The sequence below is a fragment of the Flavobacterium sp. J27 genome, from assembly GCF_004303025.1.
Taxonomy (GTDB): Bacteria; Bacteroidota; Bacteroidia; order Flavobacteriales; family Flavobacteriaceae; genus Flavobacterium.
The window spans coordinates 104,185-125,771 of record NZ_PJQW01000014.1 but is presented as its reverse complement, the minus strand read 5'-3'; the positions used below and the strand labels follow the sequence as shown (position 1 = coordinate 125,771).

Here is a 21,587-nt window from a genome sequence, read left to right as displayed (position 1 = left end):
GTGCGCTTTTCTTCTTTGTTTGCTAGTCTATTCATAATAAGTCGATTTTGTGTCAACTTATTTCAGGACGGGACAGTTTAAATAAAAAAGCCTTTCTGAATCAGAAAGGCTTTTTGTCGGGGTGGCAGGATTCGAACCTGCGACCTCCTGCTCCCAAAGCAGGCGCGATAACCGGGCTACGCTACACCCCGTGAACGAGGATGCAAATATAAAACTAAATTTAAGACCTGCAAATAAAAAATATATTTTTTTTCTATTTAAAATTTCCTTAAAAAAATGGTCTTATTTTCAATTTTTACACTAAAAACAGTATATTTTGAAGCATTTTATAGTTCTCATAGTTTTTCTAATGTATAATTAAAGGGAAAGACATAAAATTAAAATCAAATACTTAAATTTGCCCAATAAAATAAATCAAAAAATGTTAATAATAGGAATAGCTGGTGGAACGGGAAGCGGTAAAACAACTGTAGTTCACCAAATTATGAATGAATTACCTGCTACCGAAGTAGGCATCATATCACAAGATTCATACTATAAAGAAACGCATCATCTAAGTTATGACGAACGTACAAAAATAAATTTTGACCACCCAAGAGCCATCGATTTTGATTTATTAGTTGCTCACTTAAAAGATTTAAAAGCTGGAAAAACGATAGAACAACCCGTATATTCTTTTGTAACACACGATAGAACAGACGATTCCATCATTACACATCCAAGAAAAGTAATGATTGTAGAAGGAATTTTAATCTTAACCAATCCAGAATTAAGAGAAATGTTTGACATTAAAGTCTTTGTTCATGCTGATTCAGATGAAAGATTAATCCGACGATTAAAACGTGACATCGCAGAAAGAGGTAGAGATATGGAAGAGGTTTTAAACCGTTATCAAAACACCTTAAAACCTATGCACCAACAGTTTATTGAACCTACAAAAGCCTATGCAGATATTATTATTCCAAATGATAAATACAATACTGTAGCTATTGATGTTGTAAGAGCAGTAATCAAACAACGTATTCACTAATTGAATAAAATAAAAGACATATTATCTCGATTCAAATTCCTAAAAATAATAGGAAACAGATATGTAATAGTATCTGTCGTCTTTGTCGTTTGGATGCTTTTTCTAGACAATTATTCGTATCTTGAACATCGTCTTTTAAACAAAGAAATTAATGAATTGGAAGATAATATCAACTATTATAAAACCGAAATTAAAAAAGACAGTATTCGCATCAAAAAATTAAAAAACTCGGACCAAATTGAAAAATATGCCCGTGAAAAATATTATATGAAACGCGAAAACGAAGATATTTATATTATTGAATTTGAAGGAGAAGAAGAAAAAGAACAAAGTGACTTTTAATCTATTTTAGAAGTCCTTCTTTCTCGCCTTTTTTAATCCATTTTCCTGCTGTACGCACTACAAGGTAGTTTGCTTCCATCAGGACTAAAACAAACGACAGGAACATAAAAACCATTAAAAAAACAACTAATGGAAAGTCAAAAATTATTTCAAGAATTTGAATCTATTTCCTCTAAAGAATGGAAACAAAAAATACAATTTGAGCTCAAAGGTGCCGATTATAACGACACTTTAATTTGGGAAAGTTTAGAAGGAATAAAAGTAAAGCCTTTTTACCATAATGATGATTCTGAAACTCCACTAAAAATAGACACCCAAGTATCTCAATTTAAAATTGTACAAAATATTTTTGTTCACGACGTTGCTAAATCGAATAAGAAAGCATTAGAAAAGCTAAAACGTGGTACGGAAAGTATTCGTTTTACTATTGAAAACGAAACCGTTTCTATAGCTGATTTAATGCAAAATCTTCCGTTAGAAGAGGTACACTATTTTTTTTATTTGCCATTTTTATCAATCGATTTCGTAAATCAAATTAACACTTTTGCAACGAACCGCAAAGCCACTTTTTCTATTCAAATTGATCCAATTGGTCACTTACTAAAAGAAGGAAATTGGTTTACGAGTTTAGAAAATGATTTTGAAATTTTAAACCAAATTGCAAGTAAAACAACACTTCCGTTTTTAAACTTACAAACGAGTATTTATCAAAATGCAGGCGCTAATATGGTACAGCAATTAGCCTATACTTTATCACATGCCAATGAATACTTTAACAGAATAAATTGGGCTACATCTTCAGATAAAATTAATATCATTATAGAAGTAGCTGTTGGCACAAATTACTTTTTTGAAATTGCTAAACTAAGAGCATTACGCCTTTTATTCCAAACGCTAGCTAAAGAATACCATCCAAACATAGCGTGTCATATATTGGCTACGCCTTCCAAGAGAAATAAAACATTGTACGATTATAATGTAAATATGCTTCGCACCACAACAGAATGCATGAGTGCTATTTTAGGTGGTGCAGATTCGGTTAGTAATTTAGCTTACGATGCACTATACCATAAAGATAATGAATTTGGGGATCGCATTTCTCGTAACCAATTATTAGTCTTAAAAAATGAAAGCTATTTCGACAAAGTCAACAATCCTGTAGATGGGGCATATTATATTGAAACTTTAACAGAACAATTAGCCGAAAAAGCACTGCACCTTTTTAAAGACATTGAAGCAAATGGCGGATTAATTACCCAATTAATCGAAGGAACCATTCAACGAAAAATAAGAGAAAGTGCATCCAAAGAGCAAGATCTTTTCGACGCTGGAAAAGAAATTTTATTAGGTACTAATAAATATCCTAATAAAAATGACCGAATGAAAGACGATTTGGAATTATTTCCTTTTGTAAAAACGTATTCAAGAAAAACACTGATTACACCTATTATCGAAAAAAGATTAGCTGAAAAATTAGAACAAGAACGCTTAGCTCAAGAATAATTTTTTGTAACTTTCAAAAAAAGAAGAAGATGGAAGCCATAAGACAGTTTGTAAAAGTAAAAAACCAACAGTTAAATATTATTTTACCTGATGATTTTCTTGCTGAAGAAGTAGAAGTAATTATTCTTGCTAAAACAGAATCTGATTTAAATCTTTCACAAGAACAAATGCAATTTTTAGATGATCGAGTAAACGAACCTGAATCAGAATATATAACATCTAACGAATCATTAGAAAAATTAAAAAAGAAATATGGATATTAAAATTCTTGTTTCTAAAAAAGCTCAAAGTGAAATTGAAAACGCAATGGAATACTATGCAGAAATTAATCCCAACCTTTCCTTTCGTTTTTATTCAGAAATAACTGAAGCTTATAAAAAACTTGAAATCAATCCTAACTATCAAATTAAATACAAGAACTATAGAGCAATTCCTCTACAAATCTTTCCATTTATATTGTTCTACGTGTATGAAGAAAAAGAGAACTTAATTAAGGTTTTATCTTGTTTTCATACTTCAAAAAATACAACTAAATACCCAAAATAGTTTTAATAACTATGAGAAAAGACATACAAAATTTAAAATTAGAAGTCCGAAATCAGAAATCAGAATCTGTCAGTTCGAGTGGAAAGGAGAATTTCACTACCGCAGAAGGAATCGAAGTAAAATCAACCTATACAGAAGAAGATATTCAAGACTTGGAACACATTGGTTTTGCAGCAGGGTTTACACCCAATCTTCGAGGACCGTATAGTACCATGTATGTTAGAAGACCTTGGACGATTCGTCAGTATGCTGGGTTTTCTACAGCAGAAGAAAGTAATGCTTTTTATCGCAGAAATTTAGCAGCGGGTCAAAAAGGACTTTCGGTAGCTTTTGATTTAGCTACGCACAGAGGGTATGATTCCGATCATGAACGCGTGGTAGGCGATGTAGGAAAAGCTGGTGTTGCCATCGATTCGGTGGAAGACATGAAAATCTTGTTTGACCAAATTCCCTTAGGAGAAATGTCGGTTTCCATGACCATGAATGGTGCGGTTTTACCTATCATGGCTTTCTATATTGTTGCAGCAGAAGAACAAGGTGTCGCTCCAGCATTACTTTCAGGAACTATTCAAAATGATATTCTGAAAGAGTTTATGGTAAGAAACACTTACATCTATCCTCCTACTCCTTCCATGAAAATCATTGCTGATATTTTTGAATATACCAGTAAAAATATGCCTAAATTCAATTCGATTTCTATCTCTGGTTATCATATGCAAGAAGCTGGTGCTACTGCAGATATCGAATTAGCCTACACTTTGGCAGACGGACTAGAATACATTCGTACCGGTTTAGCAGCTGGAATGGACATTGATACTTTCGCTCCTCGCCTTTCGTTTTTCTGGGCGATTGGAATGAATCATTTTATGGAAATTGCCAAAATGCGTGCAGGTAGAATGTTATGGTCTAAATTATTAAAGCAATTTCATCCTAAAGATGAAAAATCATTAGCCTTACGAACACACTGTCAAACTTCGGGATGGAGTTTAACAGAACAAGATCCATTTAATAATGTGGCTCGTACTGCTATCGAAGCTGCTGCTGCTGCTTTTGGTGGCACACAGTCTTTACATACCAATGCTTTGGATGAAGCCATTGCTTTACCAACCGATTTCTCTGCTCGAATTGCTAGAAATACACAAATTTTCCTTCAAGAAGAAACTAAAATTTGTAAAACGGTAGATCCTTGGGCTGGAAGTTATTATGTAGAAAGCTTAACCGCTGAAATTGCTAAAAAAGCTTGGGCTTTGATTGAAGAAGTAGAAGCTTTAGGTGGTATGACCAAAGCAATTGAAGCAGGAATTCCGAAATTACGTATTGAAGAAGCTGCAGCTAGAAAACAAGCTCGTATTGATAGTGGACAAGATATAATTGTAGGAGTTAACAAATACCGTTTGGAAAAAGAAGATCCGTTACATATTTTAGATGTTGATAATCAAATGGTGCGTAACCAACAATTAGAATTATTAGCTAAAATAAAAGCTACTCGAGATGCACAAAAAGTAGCAGCATCTTTGGCAAAATTAACGGAATGTGCTAAAACAGGTAATGGAAATTTATTATCTTTAGCAGTAGAAGCAGCTCGTAATAGAGCCACTCTAGGAGAAATTAGCGATGCACTGGAAAGTGTATTTGGAAGATATAAAGCACAAATTAGAAGTTTTAGTGGCGTGTATAGTAAAGAAATAAAAAATGACGAAAGCTTTGAAAAAGCGAAACAATTAGCCGATGCTTTTGCAAAAAAAGACGGGCGTCGTCCTCGTATTATGATTGCCAAAATGGGTCAGGATGGTCATGATCGTGGTGCTAAAGTAGTGGCAACAGGTTATGCAGATGTTGGTTTTGACGTAGATATTGGTCCGTTGTTCCAAACACCACAAGAAGCAGCCAAACAAGCCGTTGAAAATGATGTGCATATTTTAGGCGTTTCTTCTTTAGCAGCAGGTCATAAAACTCTAGTACCGCAAGTAATTGCCGAATTACAAAAATATGGTCGCGAAGATATTATGGTGATTGTGGGCGGTGTCATTCCTGCTCAAGATTACCAATTCTTATTTGATGCTGGTGCGGTGGCTGTTTTTGGTCCTGGAACCAAAATTAGCGATGCTGCCATTCAAATTTTAGAAGTTTTATTGGAGGAGTAACAACCTCAACAACACCTCAACAATGTACAATAGCTTAGCTGTAAAAGGCTAAGCTATTTGCTTTTATCTCTATTTACCACGCTAATCTTATCTTAAACTACAAAATCAAGAATCACAAAAAATGAAATCTGTATAGTTTTTATAACTTACATTTTACAGCATTCTAAATAGGAAGACACTATATTTAATAATTATGAAAAATAGTATTCCAATTTTGGCAATAATGAAAAAAAACTACCTTTTATTTTTATTTCTTTTAAACTACACCATTACTTTTGGGCAATTAGGTTTTTGCAACGGAAGTAGTGGCGCTCCTATTTTTTTTGAAAATTTTGGTAGTGGTACCAACTATGGTCCGCAATTAACAGCAGGAGTTACCAATTACACCTATGTAGCCAGTGGTTTTCCTAATGATGGTCAATATACTCTGTTTTACAGAACCAATATTATACCGAATTCACAAAACTGGCTGTACTCCTTAGACCACACACCCGATTCTCAACCCGATGGATTAAACGGCAAATGTCTCATCGTAAATGCCAGTAATACACCCGGTCAATTTTATAGAAGAGTGGTTACGGGTTTATGTAGTAATACGACTTTCGAATTCACCGCTTGGTTGCTCAATATTTACAATTCGGCTTCAGGAGGTTGTACTGGAACTGGAATTCCTATTAACGTGACTTTTGAAATTTGGAACGCTACTGAAACAGTATTGCTACAATCGGGAAGTACTGGAAATATTGCAGGAACATCAACTCCTAACTGGACACAATATGGACTCGTATTTACCATGCCTACAGGTCAATCAGCTGTTGTTCTAAAAATGAAAAACAATGGTGCTGGAGGTTGCGGTAATGATTTGGCAATTGATGATATCATGTTTCGTTCTTGTGGGGATTATTCTTCTATTACGAATACAACTGCTTCGGGAAATTCGATTACTATTTGTCCGAATGAAACACTTACCAATACAAATTTACACGTTACTACCTCAGGTGCTTCAACTTATTTTTATCAATGGCAACAAAGCACAGACAATATTAATTTCTCAGATATTTTGGGAGAAACAAATACTACTTTTGCTTTGCCTACACCATTAGTAACCACTTATTACAGAGTAAAAGTTGCACAAGATATTTCGCACATTAACAATAATTTTTGTTCTACTTTATCAGACATTTATACAGTTTTTGTAAGTACATTACCCGATGCTCCAATTAGCAATGGAAATGTAACTGCTTGCAACAATTCAACTACAGCTCTATCGGTTAATGTGAGCGCTAATGAAACGGTAAATTGGTACGATGCTGCTACTGGTGGTTCACTTTTATTGGCAAATAGCACCTCTTTTACACCAACCAACATTGGCACCTATTATGCCGAAGCCATTAATTCAAATGGTTGTTCTAGTACTACAAGAACTGCTGTCACTTTAGAACACATGCCTACAGTAACCAGCAACGGAGCGACAACTATTTGTTCAGGTGAAACAACCGCTATTACATTAAATAGCTCAAATACAAATGTTACTTTTAGCTGGACAGTCGTGCAAAATAATTGTACGGGAGCTTCTGATGGAACTGGAAATACTATTTTACAAACGCTTACCACTTCTGGAAATACAACAGGAACTGCCATTTACACCATCACACCATCTATTAATGGTTGTGAAGGAATATCGGAAAGTATTACTATAAATGTAAACCCTACACAAATCATAGCATTAAGTTTCCCTAATATTCCTTTATTATACTGTGAAAATGCAACCGCACCTGTTTTACCTTCTACTTCAACTAACAGCACACCTATTACTGGAACTTGGAATCCGTCAGTAATAAACACCGCTGTTTTAGGAACTACAACCTATACTTTTACACCAGACATACCCGCTTCTTGTACACAAATTGATCCCTATGAAGTAACGATTACAGTAGCCAACGATTTTATGCCTAATTTTGAAGACACTATTCGTTTTTGTTCAGGAGCAATACCACCTTTTTTATCAACTACAGCACCAAATGGAATTACAGGAACGTGGAACCCATCGATAATAGATAATAGTATTTCTAACTCGTATACTTTTACACCTGATGCAGGACAGTGTGCGCAACCACAAACCATACAAGTATCAGTAATCGAAGCTACTTTAACCGATTTAGAATATACAACTACAGCTGCTTTTTCAGAAAACCAAATTATCACAGTGATTGCAAATGAAGCAGGTAATTATTTGTACCAACTAGACGATGGCCCTTTACAAGAAAGTAATGTTTTTGAAGAGGTATCTATGGGAAGTCATAGTATTAGAGTTATAGATACAGCAGGTTGTTCGGAAGAGTTAACCAAAGAGGTTTTCATCGTTAATTATCCTTATTTCTTCACACCGAATGGAGATGGAATTAATGATACTTGGTCCATTCGTTTTGAAAATGCGTTTCCTAATGCTATTATTTCAATTTTTGATCGTTATGGAAAATTAATCAAACAAATTACTAACAATTCCAATGGATGGGATGGTACTTTCAACAATCAAGACTTACCAGCAAACGATTATTGGTTTACCATAGAATTTACAGAAAATAATACGACACGCATGTATAAATCTCATTTTAGTTTGATTCGTTAGTTATTAAAATAAAAAAGGAGATTTAAAAATCTCCTTTTTACTAAAAACACAACACGCTATTTATTATTGACCAACAATAATTTTTCTTGAAATTACTTCTTCATTAGCTCTGAGTTGTAACACATAAATTCCTATTGGTAACCCAGACAAATCATATTCTAAATTATACAACCCTTTAGTTACATTTTCATTAATTAATTCGCTTACTACTAGTCCTTTTTCATTGTATAAAGAAGCAATTACATTACTTGGCTCGGCAACTGCAAAATGTAGATTCGTTAACCCTTTGCTTGGATTTGGATAATTTCCAATAACGATTAATGCATTTTCATCAGTAGTAGTTGTCATTTTATTTGTAGTTGTCATAGGTGCAGGTGCAGGAACATTTGTTGTACTTAAAACAGAAGCAGCACCGCTACTTTTTAAGAATTTTTCTCCATCTTTAACATAGTAGCTATGAGAATAAAACTGACCTGGATTTACGGTTTGAATAGTGTTCACATAATTCCAATCGGCTTGTACACGGTCATTTCTCACATCTAAAATAAAATACCCGTGATTGCTTAAATCGGCTTTTTTAATATGTGGATTAAAAGCAGCCACCAACCAGTTTAAGAACGAACTTGTAAACCCTGCAAACTCATCTAAATTAGAAGAGGTAATACTTGGTGCTACAAATTCAACTCCCATTGAACCTGTTTTGAATAAGGTATTATAGGTTAACAAACTTTTTGGTAAATCGGCCACAAAAGTCATGTGAATATCACCTGTAATTACAACAATATTATTGATTTTTTTATCTTTAATATAATTATACAAACGCTCTCTTTCTTCTTGATAACCGTTCCACGTATCTTTTAATTCTAAAGGAATAACAGGCATCATTAAAACTTGATTTCCGACTACTTTCCATTTCGCTTTTGAGTTGGATAATTGTTGGGTAAACCAATTGAATTGCGTTTCTCCTAACAACGTCTTATTTTCTTTATTTTCTTGTAAATTAACTCTTTGCAATTTAGCATATACTTCCGCTCTTAATTCGTTCCATTCTTTTTGAGAAACATTTTTTTCTAATTTTTGAGCATCCCAATCAGAAGCTTCCATGTACACTACTAATTTAGCATATATAACATCAAATTCTTCTTGTGAAATAGCTCCTTTACCCTCTTTCATTTTAAAAGAACCTTCTAAAAAGGACTTTAAAAGGAATTTATTTGCTTCTTCTTGTGAAAATTTGGATAAATCAGTATTTTGTATTTTAAAAAGAAACGAGTCGTCTTGTTTCTCTCTACCTTCAATACGCGTATCTAACAGAATTAAATCCATTAAATTACCGTATTGTATTCTTCTGTAAATTTGGTTTGGGTTTTGAACATTATCACGTATTGGCATCCATTCAAAATAAGCTTTCCAAGCGTTATTTTTTCTAGTATTCCAATCTCCCTCTGTATTTGGTTGATGATTTTCTGCTCCATCAACATACGCATCATTTGCAAATTCATGATCATCCCAAATTAAAATAAATGGATGTTGTTGATGTGCTTTACGTAAAGCTGGATCTAATTTATAAAACGAATGACGCACTCGGTAATCATCTAATGTTATAATTTCGTTAGTAGGTTCATGTCCACGACCTACAGCTGTAGAATAACCAAAACCACCTTCTTCATATTCGTAGATATAATCTCCTAAATGAATCACAGCATCAATATCGTTTCTTTCTGCCAAACGATCATATACATTAAAAAATCCGTTTTGGTAATTAGAGCAAGAAGCTACTGCAAAACGAAGTTGCGATACTGAAGTAGTAGGTACTGTTCTTGTTCTTCCAGTAATAGATTGTTTTCCAAGAGCCGTAAAACTGTAATAATATGTTGTTCCAGGATTGAGTTCTGTTACATCTACTTTTACGGTATAATCTCTAAAATCTCCCGTTTGAAAATTTCCTTGTTGTACTACATGTTGAAGTTGTGGATCAGTAGCCATTTTCCAACTTACCGTTACATCACCATCGTTGTAAGGAGTAACCCGTGTCCAGATGATGACACTATTACTTGTTGGGTCACCAGAAGCTACTCCGTGATAAAAAGGAAAAAGAGAAGCATCCATACTGTCTGTTACAGCAGTCGTCTTCTCTTGTTCTCCATAAGAATGCGAAATTTTTGTTAATCTAGCATTCACTTGTTTTTGAGCTGTTACCAAAAAGGTGCAGCATAGCATTGAAAATAAAAAATAAATTTTTTTCATGATTAGAATGTTTGTTGTTTGCAAAGCAAAACTAATCATGAAAAAAAAGATGTAAGTCTCGGTTACATTAAGAAAAATTAAACAGTTTGTAACCAAAAATTACAACATGTTAAAAAAACATCAAGCCTATTATTCCTCTTTTATTTTCAGGTTATTTTCTTTAATATAAAGCGCCATTTGTTGGGCTACAGCAGAAGGTCTATCGGAAGAAATAATCATAACACCAGCTTTTACAATGTCTAAATAAATGGCATCTCCATTTACGATAGCACTTTTATCGATATTCCCCATGGTTCCAGAAATACAGGCAATCCCTTTTGATTTCATGTATTGCATGGTTTCTGTTTTTGGAAAAGTAGTTCCTACAAAAGCAACCATATTTTCGGTTTTAACCCCTAAATTTTCCATACGCTCTACATCCTCTTTACCTCTAGCTGAAACCGAAAGCATCATATCTGGAGCTAAAGCAGCCACTTCTGCCGCCTGAGTAGCATTATACGTAATAATGTATAGAATAATTTTCTGCTTCGTTACGTTTTATTGCATCTACTATCATTTTAAAAGGAACTCCTCTTTTTACATCTAAAGTATACACTACCTTGTTTTTTCCCCATTGCAAAACCTCATCTAAAGTTTCAATTTTATATGGAGTAACATTTCCTTCTGTATCTTTTAAAGATAATTTTTGCAATTCTTTGTACGTATAGGCATTGATATTGCCTGTTCCTGTAGTAGTTCTATCTAAGGTATTATCGTGCATCATGACTAAAACAGAATCTTTGGTTAATGCAATATCTGTTTCAATTACGGCTGGATTATACGAAATTGTATGCGCAAATGTAGCCGTACAATTTTCTGGAAACCCAACTGTTGGTCCACCACGATGTGCACTTACTACAGGATAAAAATTACTCGAAGCTCTAAAAAATGATTTAAAATCGGTATTGTTTTTAAAAGCTAAAGTGTGTTCTTTTTGTTGCGCAGTTCCTAAATAGAAACTACAACATACAACTACGTATAAAACGATATTTTTCAAAACGATATTTTTTAAAATTTGAAGCACAAAAGTACATATTCTATAAAATGATAGACCTATAGAAATGTTAATTAATTGCTCTTTTTTATTCCATAAGTGAACCTATTTACTCTATTTCAATCTCTGCTAATTCTTCATTTTCTTTGACTTTTCCTAATTGAATTGTTTTTAAAGAACGCTCAATTTTACCATTTTTCCCCTGAATATAAATTTCAACTAAAACAGTTGCTGGTCCATTTTGAGTTAATTTAGTTTCTCCGTAATAATTTGTTTTTATACGATATTTCCCTTTTACAGCATTTCTTAACAAGTACTGTTCAGGTCCATAACCTTGTGTAAAGTCCTTAGAAAATTTGGCTCCAATATCTGTACTAGTATGCGAATAATAACATTCTTCACCCGTAGGTTCAATGACATGCAAATCGATATCGGTATCCATTTGGTTCCAATTTAAAATTACACGTACAGCAACAGGCATCGATTTGCTATATTTTTTATCTAGTTTTTCGGTTTTGATTGCTTTATGTTGTGATATCATTCTATTAATATCCATTAAAATAATATCTTCAATACCTTCATAAACGCCATCCATTTCACCATAATAATTGGTTTCCAAAGCGGTTAACAAAGTATCAAAAGCTTCCTGATATAAATGATTATCTTCTAAAGTTAAAGCCAAGTCACGATACGATTGTGGTTCGTGAGCACGCCAAACGGCTATTTTTTTAGCAACATGTAAAGCCATTTTATTTTCGTTCCATTCTCTTAATAGGTACAAAAGTGATTTATACAATTGATGGTTTTCTAAATCCAATTCGGCTATATTACTTAAAACTTGCAATGCATTTGCTTTATCACCAGTTTCATAAAAATGTGTTGCTACATCAAAATAAAAACTAGGATTGCTCACATTTACTGCTCTTAATTCTAAATATAAAGCATATTTTTTTTCTTTCGTTACTTTGTTTAAAGCTTTTAAATACATTCGATCTGGATTCCAACTGCTTTTTTTCACACTATTTCTATTCGATAAAGCACTTTCATTAGTATAAGAAATAGAATCTGTTGTAATTGCAACTCCTGCAACTTGCCCAGCTAAAGCTTGCTCAACACTTGATTTGGAATCATTTTCAGATATTTCCATATTATTATTAACTACCATAATTTCTTCAGGAGCTGGTGGTGCACTAACGGTTCTTTCGGCTCTTCTTCTCTCTCTTCTATTACCTCTATTTTCAACTGCGTAAGCAGCAACTACAACTTCTTCTAATTCCGAACCGTTACTTTCAAGAGTAATGGAGTAATTGGATGGAGATTCAATTCTAATTTCTTGCACCCTTAAACCTACAAAACTAACAACCAACACATCACCAGTCTTAGCGCTTAAACTCCCATTACCATCAAAATTTGTACTAGTACCAATAGTAGTATTTTTAACTTGAACAGTAGCTCCTGCTAATGGACCTAACACATCATTAACAGTAACTGAAATCTGTCTAGACTCTCCAGTAGGGTTGGGTTGTAAATTGGTACTCGCTGTAGCATTAGTTCCTTTATTCTTTTTGAATTTTTCAAATTTTGGCTTTACATACTTAATATCTTTTTTCCACCAAGAAGTCAAATCATTAAAATAACTCTCAATACTGTTCCAATTGTTCTTCAGTACAGCTTCTCTCTCTGCAATTTGATCCTTTTTAATTTTATCAAACTCAGCTCTTAATTCGGCAGGAGGAATAATATCATACAAAATATAATCGTTGAGGTCTTCCAAAACAATTAAAGAGGTATTCGGTGTAATTATGCCATATTTTTTGCCTAGCGTTTCTATTTCTTCAGCATTTTTCTCATATTGAATTTCTAGATTCGCAATCTTTTTTTGTGCCCACAGTTTTTCTACACTTATTTCCGTTATGGCGTTACTTTTTACATCTAATTGTATTTTCTTTTCCATTATAGAATGACTATCATAGCCAAACAATAATGTAATCTCATTAGAGGGTACTAATGAAATTCCTGAAATACTAAAATGATCTGTTACAGCAGTGCCTTTCATTGGAAAAACCTCAACAACAGTTCCTTCGTTTTTAACACCATAAAATACAAGATTTTTATACAACAATCGATCTAAAGCGGCTTTTGTAGTAAGTTGATTTAAATTCACAAAAGCACCACTAGTTTTCATGGCGTTATAATTTAAAAAAGCATAGTCTGCTGTTACAGATGATGTAATGGTATAAATAGGTTGTTTGGTTTCGGGCAACACGGCTTCACTCAAAGTAGACAACCCATCTGTAAAAAATAATATCTCATCTTTTTTAGGAAACACTATTTCTGAAAAACGGGTTCCACCATCATAAGTTACTTGCTCTAAAGCAGTTCTTAAAGCAGACCAATTTCCATTGGTAATCGTAAAATCTGCTATTTTTTCGAAAGTAAAACCCGTTGCATATAACGTTACTTCCACATTTCTCAATTCTTTAAAATAAGCATCTAAAAGTTCCAATTCTTTTTTCAAATCTCTCTTTGTACTACTTAAAGAAGCATCCCAAAACAGTCCAATGGATTGCGGCATTTTCTTAGCTTTTTTTTCAGTATCCAAATGCAAATTCGTATAGAAATAATATTGATTATCATTCGCTTGTGCTAAAACTGTAGGTATATCTGTAGTAATTGGAATTTTCACTACTAATTTGTCATTAGGTAAATAATTTTTCTCCTGAATTTTGGCTTGATAAAGCGTATTGAATTTCTCAATTGTAATTTCTTTTCCATCTTTAGTAACAATTGGTTTTTCATTCGCTCCAACAACCATAACTTCAAGTTCAAATACAGCTATATTTTTGCTATAATTACTCACCATTTGATAGCTTAAATGGTGTGCATCGTAACTACTCAATTCTTGTTCGTACCCGATTATCACAATACGTTCCTTATTTGGTAAAATAGGATAGATACGTGTTTTAAAATTATTTCCTTCTACTTTTTCTAACAAACCAGGATCTACTCTTCGATGCTCAATTGCTTCAAAAACCTGTTTTCCTTTGTTTTTATTAACAGGAACCGCTTCTCTCATTTTTCCATTAATATCAATAGCATAACGAGAAATCGAAACTCCTTCTGGTAAGGGAAACAACAATTCCGCTTCCATATCTCGAGAAGAAGTACTAAAAAAATGCATTTCAGTAGTAGTGTAAGCGATAGTTCCAACCACTTTTACATTCACTTTAAGTTGGCTTAATGTTACCAAAGAAGAATCTTTGTCTTTTACAGTAAGTTGCGGATTTTGTCCTAAAACACATTGGCTTAAAAACAAAAGAAAAAATAGGCTTTTTTTCATGTTACTCTCTTTTTAATCTAAGTTTATAAAGATATAGAGTATTAATTAAGAAAAAAGGTTGGAAGGATACATAAATTTTATCATTTATAATCTTAACAAAACCAAATGTATGTCAAAAGAATACCCTGCGATTCACATTTTTTATTATTTTCGTGCCATGTCAAAACTACCTCACATTCCAACAAGTATTTTCTCTGTGATGTCGCAATTAGCGAATGAATATGGAGCTATTAATTTATCCCAAGGTTTTCCTAATTTTCCAGTTGACCAAAGGCTTTTAGATATAACGAAGCAACTTACACACGAAAACACCCACCAATATACACCCATGGCTGGTTTGCCATCTTTATTAGAAAAAATTAGTCAGCTTACTTACGAAAAGTATGCACGAAAAACAGACATTGCTACTGAAATTTTAGTTACAGCTGGAGCCACACAAGGGATTTACACTACAATCAACGCCTTAATTGAACATGGCGATGAAGTGATTATTTTAGACCCATGTTATGACAGTTATGAACCTTCTGTTTTAGTTGCAGGTGGGAAACCCGTTCGTATTGCTTTAAACGAAGATTATGCTCCAAATTTTAACCGTATTGAAGCCGGTATAACTTCCAAAACCAAAATGATTATTATTAATAATCCACACAATCCTACGGGAAGAATTTGGAAAGAAAGTGAATTTGAAGCCTTAGAAACCCTTTTAGAAAAACACCCTCAAATAGTACTTTTAAGTGATGAGGTGTACGAATACATTTCCTTTACGCAACCGCATATTTCAATACATTCTCGCTCTAAATTAAGAGAACGTGCTATAATTGCTTCCTCATTTGGAAAGTCGTTACATGTAACTGGATGGAAAATAGGTTATTTGATTGCACCGGAAAAACTAATGCAAGAAATAAAAAAAGTGCATCAGTTTTTAGTTTTTAGCGTGAGTAGTCTTTCCCAACACGTGATTGCTTCTTATTTAGACATCGTTGATTTTGATGCTGTAGCTAAAATGTATCTACAAAAAAGAGATTTATTTCGATCTCTTTTAGAAGGCAGTCGTTTTACCCTATTACCCTGTGAGGGCACGTATTTCCAAGTGGTTAATTATGAAAAAATTAGTTCAAAAAACGATACTGATTTTGCTAAAGAATTAATTACCCATCATGGTGTTGCCGCCATTCCAATTTCTGTATTTTATGAAGATGGAACAGACAAACTGATGTTGCGCTTTTGTTTTGCGAAAACCGATGAAACTTTAATAGCTGCTGCAGAGAAGTTGAGAAGGATTTAAATTATAAAAGTTGTAAGTTATAAGTTGTAAGTTTTGAAGATATTTTTTATCTATTTAAATCTGATTTAAAATTGCTTTGACAGAAAAACAGTCAAAACATACAAAATTATGTATCACCATACAATCTGCTAAATCAAATGCATCATCTATTGAATCAATTTGTGCATAAAAAGTCATTTTCTTATTACATTCTTCACATTCTGGATAATCACACTCTTCAAGACCTTTTAGTTTTCCTCCTAAAAAATGTCTTTTCCCTACAAAATAATTCCATTTGTAACCAATAGCTTTTTTAGCTTCATCCGTTTCAGGAACAGTTAATAATTGAATTTTTGGTATTTCCATATTATGAAAATTTGGTACAAATTATATATTATTTGGATAAATACTGACTATCACTTCACTTCCTTCCCTTTTACAAAAACTTGCGTTGGTTTGACATAAGGTACTTTTTCGATAGGCATCGTCATGATATCATTTGAGAAAATTGTAAAATCGGCCCATTTCCCTATTTCTAAACTTCCTTTTTCTTTTTCTTCAAAATTAGAATAAGCCGCCCAAATGGTCATCCCTTTTAAGGTTTCTTCTCTGGTTAAGGCATTTTCCATTTGGAAACCATTTTCTGGATAATTTTTCAAGTCTTTTCTAGCAACAGCCGCATAAAAAGTCAGCATAGGATTGACTTCTTCTATAGGAAAATCAGTTCCTAGAGCGATTAAACCTGCTTTATTTAAAATCGTTTTATAAGCATAGGAATTTTTAATACGTTCCGCACCTACTCGATCTTCCGCCCAATACATATCGGAAGTAGCATGTGTAGGTTGTACCGAAGGAATGATCCCTAATTTGAAATAATCAAAATCTTGTTCCTGCATTATTTGAGCATGTTCGATTTTCCATCTTCTGTTAGGTTTATTTTTTAAAACTTCAGCGTAGATTTTTAATAAAACGGTATTGGTAGAATCGCCAATAGCATGGGCATTCATTTGATAATCAGAATTGGCTATTTGCGTAGCAATTCTTTTAATTTCATCTATTGGTGACAATAAAGCACCGAACTGTTTGGGTTTATCAGTATAAGGCAAATGCAAACAAGCACCTCTTGAACCCAAAGCACCATCACCCATAAATTTAAACGAACGTACATTTAATTGTGACGTTTTATAAATTCCTTTTTTTGTGTAATAATCTAAATTTTCTTTGGTAGCCATGGCCATGGCATAGACATTCAAATCCAATACTTTCGCTTTTTGAAGGCTATCGATTAATTCGATAATTTCTCGATCCAAACCTGCTTCATTAATGGTCGTTATTCCATAAGTGAACACTGTATCTTGCGCTTCTTTAAGCGCTTGTATTTTTGTTTTCAAGCTAGGTTCAGGTGTGATGGCTTTGATTAATTCCATGGCATTGTCTACCAAAATTCCAGTTGTTTGACCATTTATAACTTCTACTTGTCCTCCTTCAACTTTTGTTTTTTCTGTAATTCCTGCCAAAACAAGAGCTTTTCCATTTACCAACATGGCATGACCGTCTATACGCGTTAAAACCACAGGTGTTTCTGGAAATAACGAATCTAATTTTGCACGTGTAGGAAACTCTTTATTTTCCCAATCGTTTTGATCCCATCCTCTTCCTTCAATAAAAGCGACCTTTTTTCTTTGTTGAAATTCGACTACTTTAGCCACTACCTCTTCATAACTTTTAGTATCTCTTAAATTTACCGTTTGTAAGGTCAATCCATATTTGTAAAGATGCGCGTGTGCATCATAAAAACCAGGGTAAACATATTGATTTTTTGCATCAATCATTTCATTCGTATCAAAACGTTCTTTGGCTTCTTTAGTAGTACCTATAAAAATAATTTTCCCTTCCTTTATAGCCATAGATTCCACTGTTTCAAAAGTTTTATTAACCGTATAAATTTTAGCATTGGTAATTAGTATATCTGCCTTTTCCTTTTTGAAAGTACAAGAAAACACACTAAAAAAAAGGATAATTAAAGAAATTGAAAAACGTTTCATGGTAGTTTTTTTATAAAAACAAAAGTAGTAGAATCTAATGACTTATACTAAATGGCGTTTGTAAAAAAACTTTTGTAACTATACTCCTATCTTTTAAAGACATCAAATTTTTAATCACAAAGAAAGGTTAATTCGTGTTTTTAATTAAAAAAAGTTTGTCTATTTTAGCCCCGGTAGAAACGACATCCTTTTTTACTATTGCAGTTTAGGTTTACAATAGTTTAGCATAGTAAAAAAGATATAGTGGATAACGGGACAGATGGTGTTAAAAGTAAAAAAGTAGTGCTCCAAATCATAAAATACTACGATTTATTCTTTAAAATAAAGGACTTCACATACTTTAATCTATTGTTAACAAATTTGGCTTGAAAAAACCATAAATAATTGTATTTTTACGACTCAAAAATTTTTAGAAATCAAATGGGTAAAATCATAGCAATTGCCAATCAAAAAGGTGGTGTAGGAAAAACAACGACCTCAATAAATCTTGCTGCTGCACTAGGTGTTTTAGAAAAGAAAGTACTCTTAATTGATGCTGATCCACAGGCCAATGCCAGTTCGGGTTTAGGTATTGATGTGGAAAGTGTTGCCATCGGTAGTTATCAAGTTTTAGAGCATAGTAATACTCCAGACGAAGCAACCATGGCTACCAATGCTCCGAACGTTTCGGTTATACCTGCACATATAGACTTAGTAGCTATTGAAATTGAGCTTGTAGATAAAGAAAATCGTGAATATATGTTGAAAAAAGCACTAGATAGTGTAAAAGACAAATACGATTACATCCTTATTGATTGTGCTCCTTCATTAGGATTGTTAACTTTAAACGCTTTAACTGTTGCAGATAGTGTTATTATTCCTATTCAGTGTGAATATTTTGCTTTAGAAGGTTTAGGGAAATTATTGAATACTATTAAAAGTGTTCAAAAAATACACAATCCAGAATTAGATATTGAAGGATTATTATTAACCATGTATGATTCTCGTTTGCGTTTATCGAACCAAGTGGTTGAAGAAGTACAAAAACACTTCAACGATATGGTTTTTGAAACCGTAATTCAAAGAAATATTAAATTAAGCGAAGCACCTAGTTATGGAGAAAGCATTATCAATTATGATGCGACCAGCAAAGGGGCTACCAATTATATTAATTTAGCGGAAGAAATTATCAAGAAAAATAAGTAATAGAAAGATGGCGAAAGCAGAAAAAAAACAAGCATTAGGAAGAGGATTATCAGCTTTATTAAAAGACCCTACAAACGATATTAAATCGGTAGAAGACAAAGGGGCGGATAAAGTTGTTGGTAATATTATTGAGCTTGAATTAGATGCAATTGAGATAAACCCGTTTCAACCGAGAAGTAATTTTAACGAAGAAACTTTAAAAGAATTAGCCATTTCCATTAAGGAATTAGGTGTTATTCAACCGATTACGGTTCGTAAATTAGATTTTAACAAATTTCAGTTAATTTCTGGAGAAAGAAGGCTTCGTGCTTCTAAACTAGCTGGTTTAGAAACTATTCCGGCTTATATTCGTTTAGCTAATGACAATGAATCATTAGTAATGGCTTTGGTGGAAAACATTCAACGTCATGACTTAGACCCAATTGAGGTCGCTTTATCATACCAAAGATTAATAGATGAAATTAATTTAACACAAGAAGAATTAAGTGATCGAGTTGGCAAAAAGCGTTCAACTATTACTAATTATCTGCGTTTATTAAAATTAGATCCAATTATTCAAACAGGCATGCGAGATGGATTTATTTCTATGGGTCATGGTCGTGCTTTAATTTCAATTGAAGATGATGAAGTTCAGTCTGATATTTATCATAAAGTAGTCAGTCAAAACTTATCAGTAAGAGAAACAGAAGCTTTGGTTAAAAAATATCAAGACAGTTTAAAACCTCAAGCTGTTAAAGCTACCACAAAAAGTTTTGAAGTTGCAGATACTGATCAAAAAGCATTTACGGGTTTTTTTGGTGCAAAAGTAGATGTAAAAGTAGCTTCTAATGGAAAAGGGAAAATAACTATTCCTTTTCAATCTGAAGAAGACTTTAATCGTATTTTGAAATTGATTAACAATTAGTGAGAAAGCTATTCTTCATATCTTTTTTTTGTTTGCTCTTTAGTAATGTGTGTCTTGCTCAAGAAGAAGTTTCTCTTGTTATAAAAGATACTGTTCCGTCAAAAGGGACAAAAATAAACCCTTTATCTCCAGCAAAAGCCGCTTTTTATTCGGCTGTACTTCCTGGACTTGGGCAAGCCTATAACAAAAAATACTGGAAAATACCTCTTGTATATGGAGGTTTAGGTGCTGGGCTATATTTTTATGGGTGGAACAATAAAAAGTATCATGAATTTAGAGACGAATATAAAGCTCGTTTAGACGGAACTTCTAAGCAAGGCCAACATCCTATTTATGGAAGCCTTTCAAATGATGGTTTAATTAGAGGACAAAAATACCACCAACGAAACAGAGATTTATCGGCTTTAATTACAGCGGGTATTTATATTCTAAATATTATAGACGCTAATGTAGATGCACACCTACTTCAGTTTAATGTAAATGAAAATTTATCTGTTAGACCTGAGCTATACCAAAATGAGATAGATTATCAATTTAAAACAGGGATTAAACTCACTTATAATTTTTAACATTTTATTAGCTAACACAATATAAAAAACACGTCTTATACTTCATGAAAATTGCACTTTTAGGATACGGAAAAATGGGAAAAGTTATTGAAAAAATAGCTTTAGAAAGAGGTCATGAAATTGTATTAAAAAAAGGCCGAGAAGAAGATTATAATGGACTAGAAGAAGCAGATGTAGCTATTGATTTTAGTATTCCAACAAGTGCTGTTGCTAATATTTCTGCTTGTTTTGAAAAAAACGTACCAGTAATTTCGGGAACTACAGGTTGGCTTGAAGCATATGACACTATTGTATCGTTATGTGAGGCTAAAAATGGAAGTTTTATTTATGGTTCTAATTTTAGTTTAGGAGTTAATATTTTTTTTGAGTTAAATGATTATTTGGCAAAAATGATGGCCAATTTAAAGCAATACCAAGTATCTATGGAAGAGATTCATCATACACAAAAATTGGATGCTCCAAGTGGTACTGCCATTTCATTAGCTAATGGAATTATCAAAAACGCCAATTACACAAATTGGACATTAGATAAAGCATCTGCATCCGAAATACATATTGAAGCAAAACGTATTGAAAATATCCCTGGTACTCACAGTATTTTCTACGATAGCAGTGTAGACCAGATTGAAATAAAACATACTGCGCATACTAGAGAAGGTTTTGCCCTAGGTGCAGTAGTGGCTTCAGAATGGATTATAGGTAAAAAAGGCATCTTTACAATGAAAGATGTTTTAGGATTAAGTTAGAAGTTAGAAAGATAAAAACATAATAATTGCTTTGAAGTTTAAACTCTTAAACTTTAAACA

Annotated in this window: 18 protein-coding genes and 1 tRNA gene; 12 read left to right on the top strand and 7 right to left on the bottom strand. The window is 33.1% G+C overall.

Translation table 11 applies throughout. The features are described from left to right. Positions 1-116: 116 nt before the first annotated feature. Positions 117-191, bottom strand: a tRNA-Pro gene (locus tag CX675_RS17155). A gap of 230 nt (positions 192-421) precedes the next feature. Here CX675_RS17155 and udk point away from each other — a divergent pair. From udk to CX675_RS17120, 7 genes are all read left to right on the top strand, one after another. Continuing rightward, positions 422-1,030 (top strand): uridine kinase, encoded by a 609-nt coding sequence (gene udk, locus CX675_RS17150; protein ID WP_130736473.1) that lies wholly within the window; start codon positions 422-424, stop codon positions 1,028-1,030. Then, a complete protein-coding gene (locus CX675_RS17145; RefSeq protein WP_240723680.1) occupies positions 1,031-1,372 on the top strand; it encodes a septum formation initiator family protein in 342 nt (113 codons plus the stop codon). It begins immediately after the preceding gene. A 129-nt stretch (positions 1,373-1,501) separates the two neighbouring features. Further along, a complete protein-coding gene (locus CX675_RS17140; RefSeq protein WP_130736472.1) occupies positions 1,502-2,875 on the top strand; it encodes a methylmalonyl-CoA mutase subunit beta in 1,374 nt (457 codons plus the stop codon). Positions 2,876-2,904: 29 nt separating this feature from the next. Continuing rightward, positions 2,905-3,138 carry a hypothetical protein gene (locus CX675_RS17135; protein ID WP_130736471.1) on the top strand — a complete coding sequence of 78 codons (234 nt, stop codon included), beginning with the start codon at positions 2,905-2,907 and terminating at the stop codon, positions 3,136-3,138. Then, complete coding sequence (locus CX675_RS17130) at positions 3,128-3,421, top strand: type II toxin-antitoxin system RelE/ParE family toxin (protein WP_130736470.1); 294 nt, start codon at positions 3,128-3,130, stop codon at positions 3,419-3,421. The genes CX675_RS17135 and CX675_RS17130 overlap by 11 nt, the downstream gene beginning before the upstream one ends. 11 nt (positions 3,422-3,432) lie before the next feature. Beyond that, the gene (gene scpA, locus CX675_RS17125) at positions 3,433-5,565 is read left to right on the top strand and encodes a methylmalonyl-CoA mutase (RefSeq protein ID WP_130736469.1); all 2,133 of its coding nucleotides are present in this window, start codon (positions 3,433-3,435) and stop codon (positions 5,563-5,565) included. A gap of 223 nt (positions 5,566-5,788) precedes the next feature. Then, positions 5,789-8,194 carry a T9SS type B sorting domain-containing protein gene (locus tag CX675_RS17120; RefSeq protein WP_165396075.1) on the top strand — a complete coding sequence of 802 codons (2,406 nt, stop codon included), beginning with the start codon at positions 5,789-5,791 and terminating at the stop codon, positions 8,192-8,194. A 63-nt stretch (positions 8,195-8,257) separates the two neighbouring features. Here CX675_RS17120 and CX675_RS17115 read toward each other — a convergent pair whose 3' ends face one another. The 4 genes from CX675_RS17115 to CX675_RS17100 all read right to left on the bottom strand — a co-directional run bounded on the left by CX675_RS17115 (position 8,258) and on the right by CX675_RS17100 (position 14,814). Further along, positions 8,258-10,441: an alkaline phosphatase D family protein gene (locus CX675_RS17115; RefSeq protein ID WP_240723679.1), complete on the bottom strand. Its 2,184-nt coding sequence runs from the start codon at positions 10,439-10,441 to the stop codon at positions 8,258-8,260. A 129-nt stretch (positions 10,442-10,570) separates the two neighbouring features. Continuing rightward, a complete protein-coding gene (locus CX675_RS17110) occupies positions 10,571-10,915 on the bottom strand; it encodes a hypothetical protein (RefSeq protein WP_130736466.1) in 345 nt (114 codons plus the stop codon). Positions 10,916-10,934: 19 nt separating this feature from the next. Beyond that, complete coding sequence (locus tag CX675_RS17105) at positions 10,935-11,477, bottom strand: glycerophosphodiester phosphodiesterase family protein (RefSeq protein ID WP_165396074.1); 543 nt, start codon at positions 11,475-11,477, stop codon at positions 10,935-10,937. Positions 11,478-11,583: 106 nt separating this feature from the next. Next, positions 11,584-14,814: a VIT domain-containing protein gene (locus CX675_RS17100; RefSeq protein ID WP_130736464.1), complete on the bottom strand. Its 3,231-nt coding sequence runs from the start codon at positions 14,812-14,814 to the stop codon at positions 11,584-11,586. Positions 14,815-14,971: 157 nt separating this feature from the next. On the opposite strand from CX675_RS17100, the gene CX675_RS17095 reads away from it, so the two are divergent. Further along, positions 14,972-16,099, top strand: coding sequence for a methionine aminotransferase (locus tag CX675_RS17095; RefSeq protein WP_130736479.1), 1,128 nt, complete (start codon positions 14,972-14,974; stop codon positions 16,097-16,099). 54 nt (positions 16,100-16,153) lie between these two features. On the opposite strand, the gene CX675_RS17090 is transcribed toward CX675_RS17095, so the two are convergent. Together CX675_RS17090 and CX675_RS17085 are read right to left on the bottom strand one after the other, a co-directional pair. Further along, a complete protein-coding gene (locus CX675_RS17090) occupies positions 16,154-16,444 on the bottom strand; it encodes a hypothetical protein (RefSeq protein ID WP_130736463.1) in 291 nt (96 codons plus the stop codon). A gap of 50 nt (positions 16,445-16,494) precedes the next feature. Further along, entirely contained in the window at positions 16,495-18,123 is a 1,629-nt protein-coding gene (locus tag CX675_RS17085) for an amidohydrolase (RefSeq protein ID WP_130736462.1), read from the bottom strand. 420 nt (positions 18,124-18,543) lie between these two features. Here CX675_RS17085 and CX675_RS17080 point away from each other — a divergent pair, with 420 nt between their 5' ends. Genes CX675_RS17080 through dapB form a run of 4 tightly spaced genes read left to right on the top strand, consistent with a single transcriptional unit; the run spans position 18,544 to position 21,527 of the window. Continuing rightward, entirely contained in the window at positions 18,544-19,308 is a 765-nt protein-coding gene (locus CX675_RS17080) for a ParA family protein (protein WP_130736461.1), read from the top strand. A 7-nt stretch (positions 19,309-19,315) separates the two neighbouring features. Continuing rightward, positions 19,316-20,212 (top strand): ParB/RepB/Spo0J family partition protein, encoded by an 897-nt coding sequence (locus CX675_RS17075; RefSeq protein ID WP_130736460.1) that lies wholly within the window; start codon positions 19,316-19,318, stop codon positions 20,210-20,212. A 32-nt stretch (positions 20,213-20,244) separates the two neighbouring features. After that, positions 20,245-20,781, top strand: coding sequence for a DUF5683 domain-containing protein (locus CX675_RS17070; RefSeq protein WP_240723678.1), 537 nt, complete (start codon positions 20,245-20,247; stop codon positions 20,779-20,781). A gap of 44 nt (positions 20,782-20,825) precedes the next feature. Next, entirely contained in the window at positions 20,826-21,527 is a 702-nt protein-coding gene (gene dapB, locus CX675_RS17065; RefSeq protein ID WP_130736459.1) for a 4-hydroxy-tetrahydrodipicolinate reductase, read from the top strand. The last annotated feature ends 60 nt before the right edge of the window (positions 21,528-21,587 follow it).

Coding starts and splice junctions, on each gene's coding strand:
- udk (WP_130736473.1), top strand. CDS start 422: ATGTTAATAATAGGAATAGCTGGTGGAACGGGAAGCGGTAAAACAACT.
- CX675_RS17140 (WP_130736472.1), top strand. CDS start 1,502: ATGGAAAGTCAAAAATTATTTCAAGAATTTGAATCTATTTCCTCTAAA.
- CX675_RS17135 (WP_130736471.1), top strand. CDS start 2,905: ATGGAAGCCATAAGACAGTTTGTAAAAGTAAAAAACCAACAGTTAAAT.
- CX675_RS17130 (WP_130736470.1), top strand. CDS start 3,128: ATGGATATTAAAATTCTTGTTTCTAAAAAAGCTCAAAGTGAAATTGAA.
- scpA (WP_130736469.1), top strand. CDS start 3,433: ATGAGAAAAGACATACAAAATTTAAAATTAGAAGTCCGAAATCAGAAA.
- CX675_RS17120 (WP_165396075.1), top strand. CDS start 5,789: ATGAAAAAAAACTACCTTTTATTTTTATTTCTTTTAAACTACACCATT.
- CX675_RS17115 (WP_240723679.1), bottom strand. CDS start 10,441: ATGAAAAAAATTTATTTTTTATTTTCAATGCTATGCTGCACCTTTTTG.
- CX675_RS17100 (WP_130736464.1), bottom strand. CDS start 14,814: ATGAAAAAAAGCCTATTTTTTCTTTTGTTTTTAAGCCAATGTGTTTTA.
- CX675_RS17095 (WP_130736479.1), top strand. CDS start 14,972: ATGTCAAAACTACCTCACATTCCAACAAGTATTTTCTCTGTGATGTCG.
- CX675_RS17090 (WP_130736463.1), bottom strand. CDS start 16,444: ATGGAAATACCAAAAATTCAATTATTAACTGTTCCTGAAACGGATGAA.
- CX675_RS17085 (WP_130736462.1), bottom strand. CDS start 18,123: ATGAAACGTTTTTCAATTTCTTTAATTATCCTTTTTTTTAGTGTGTTT.
- CX675_RS17080 (WP_130736461.1), top strand. CDS start 18,544: ATGGGTAAAATCATAGCAATTGCCAATCAAAAAGGTGGTGTAGGAAAA.
- CX675_RS17075 (WP_130736460.1), top strand. CDS start 19,316: ATGGCGAAAGCAGAAAAAAAACAAGCATTAGGAAGAGGATTATCAGCT.
- dapB (WP_130736459.1), top strand. CDS start 20,826: ATGAAAATTGCACTTTTAGGATACGGAAAAATGGGAAAAGTTATTGAA.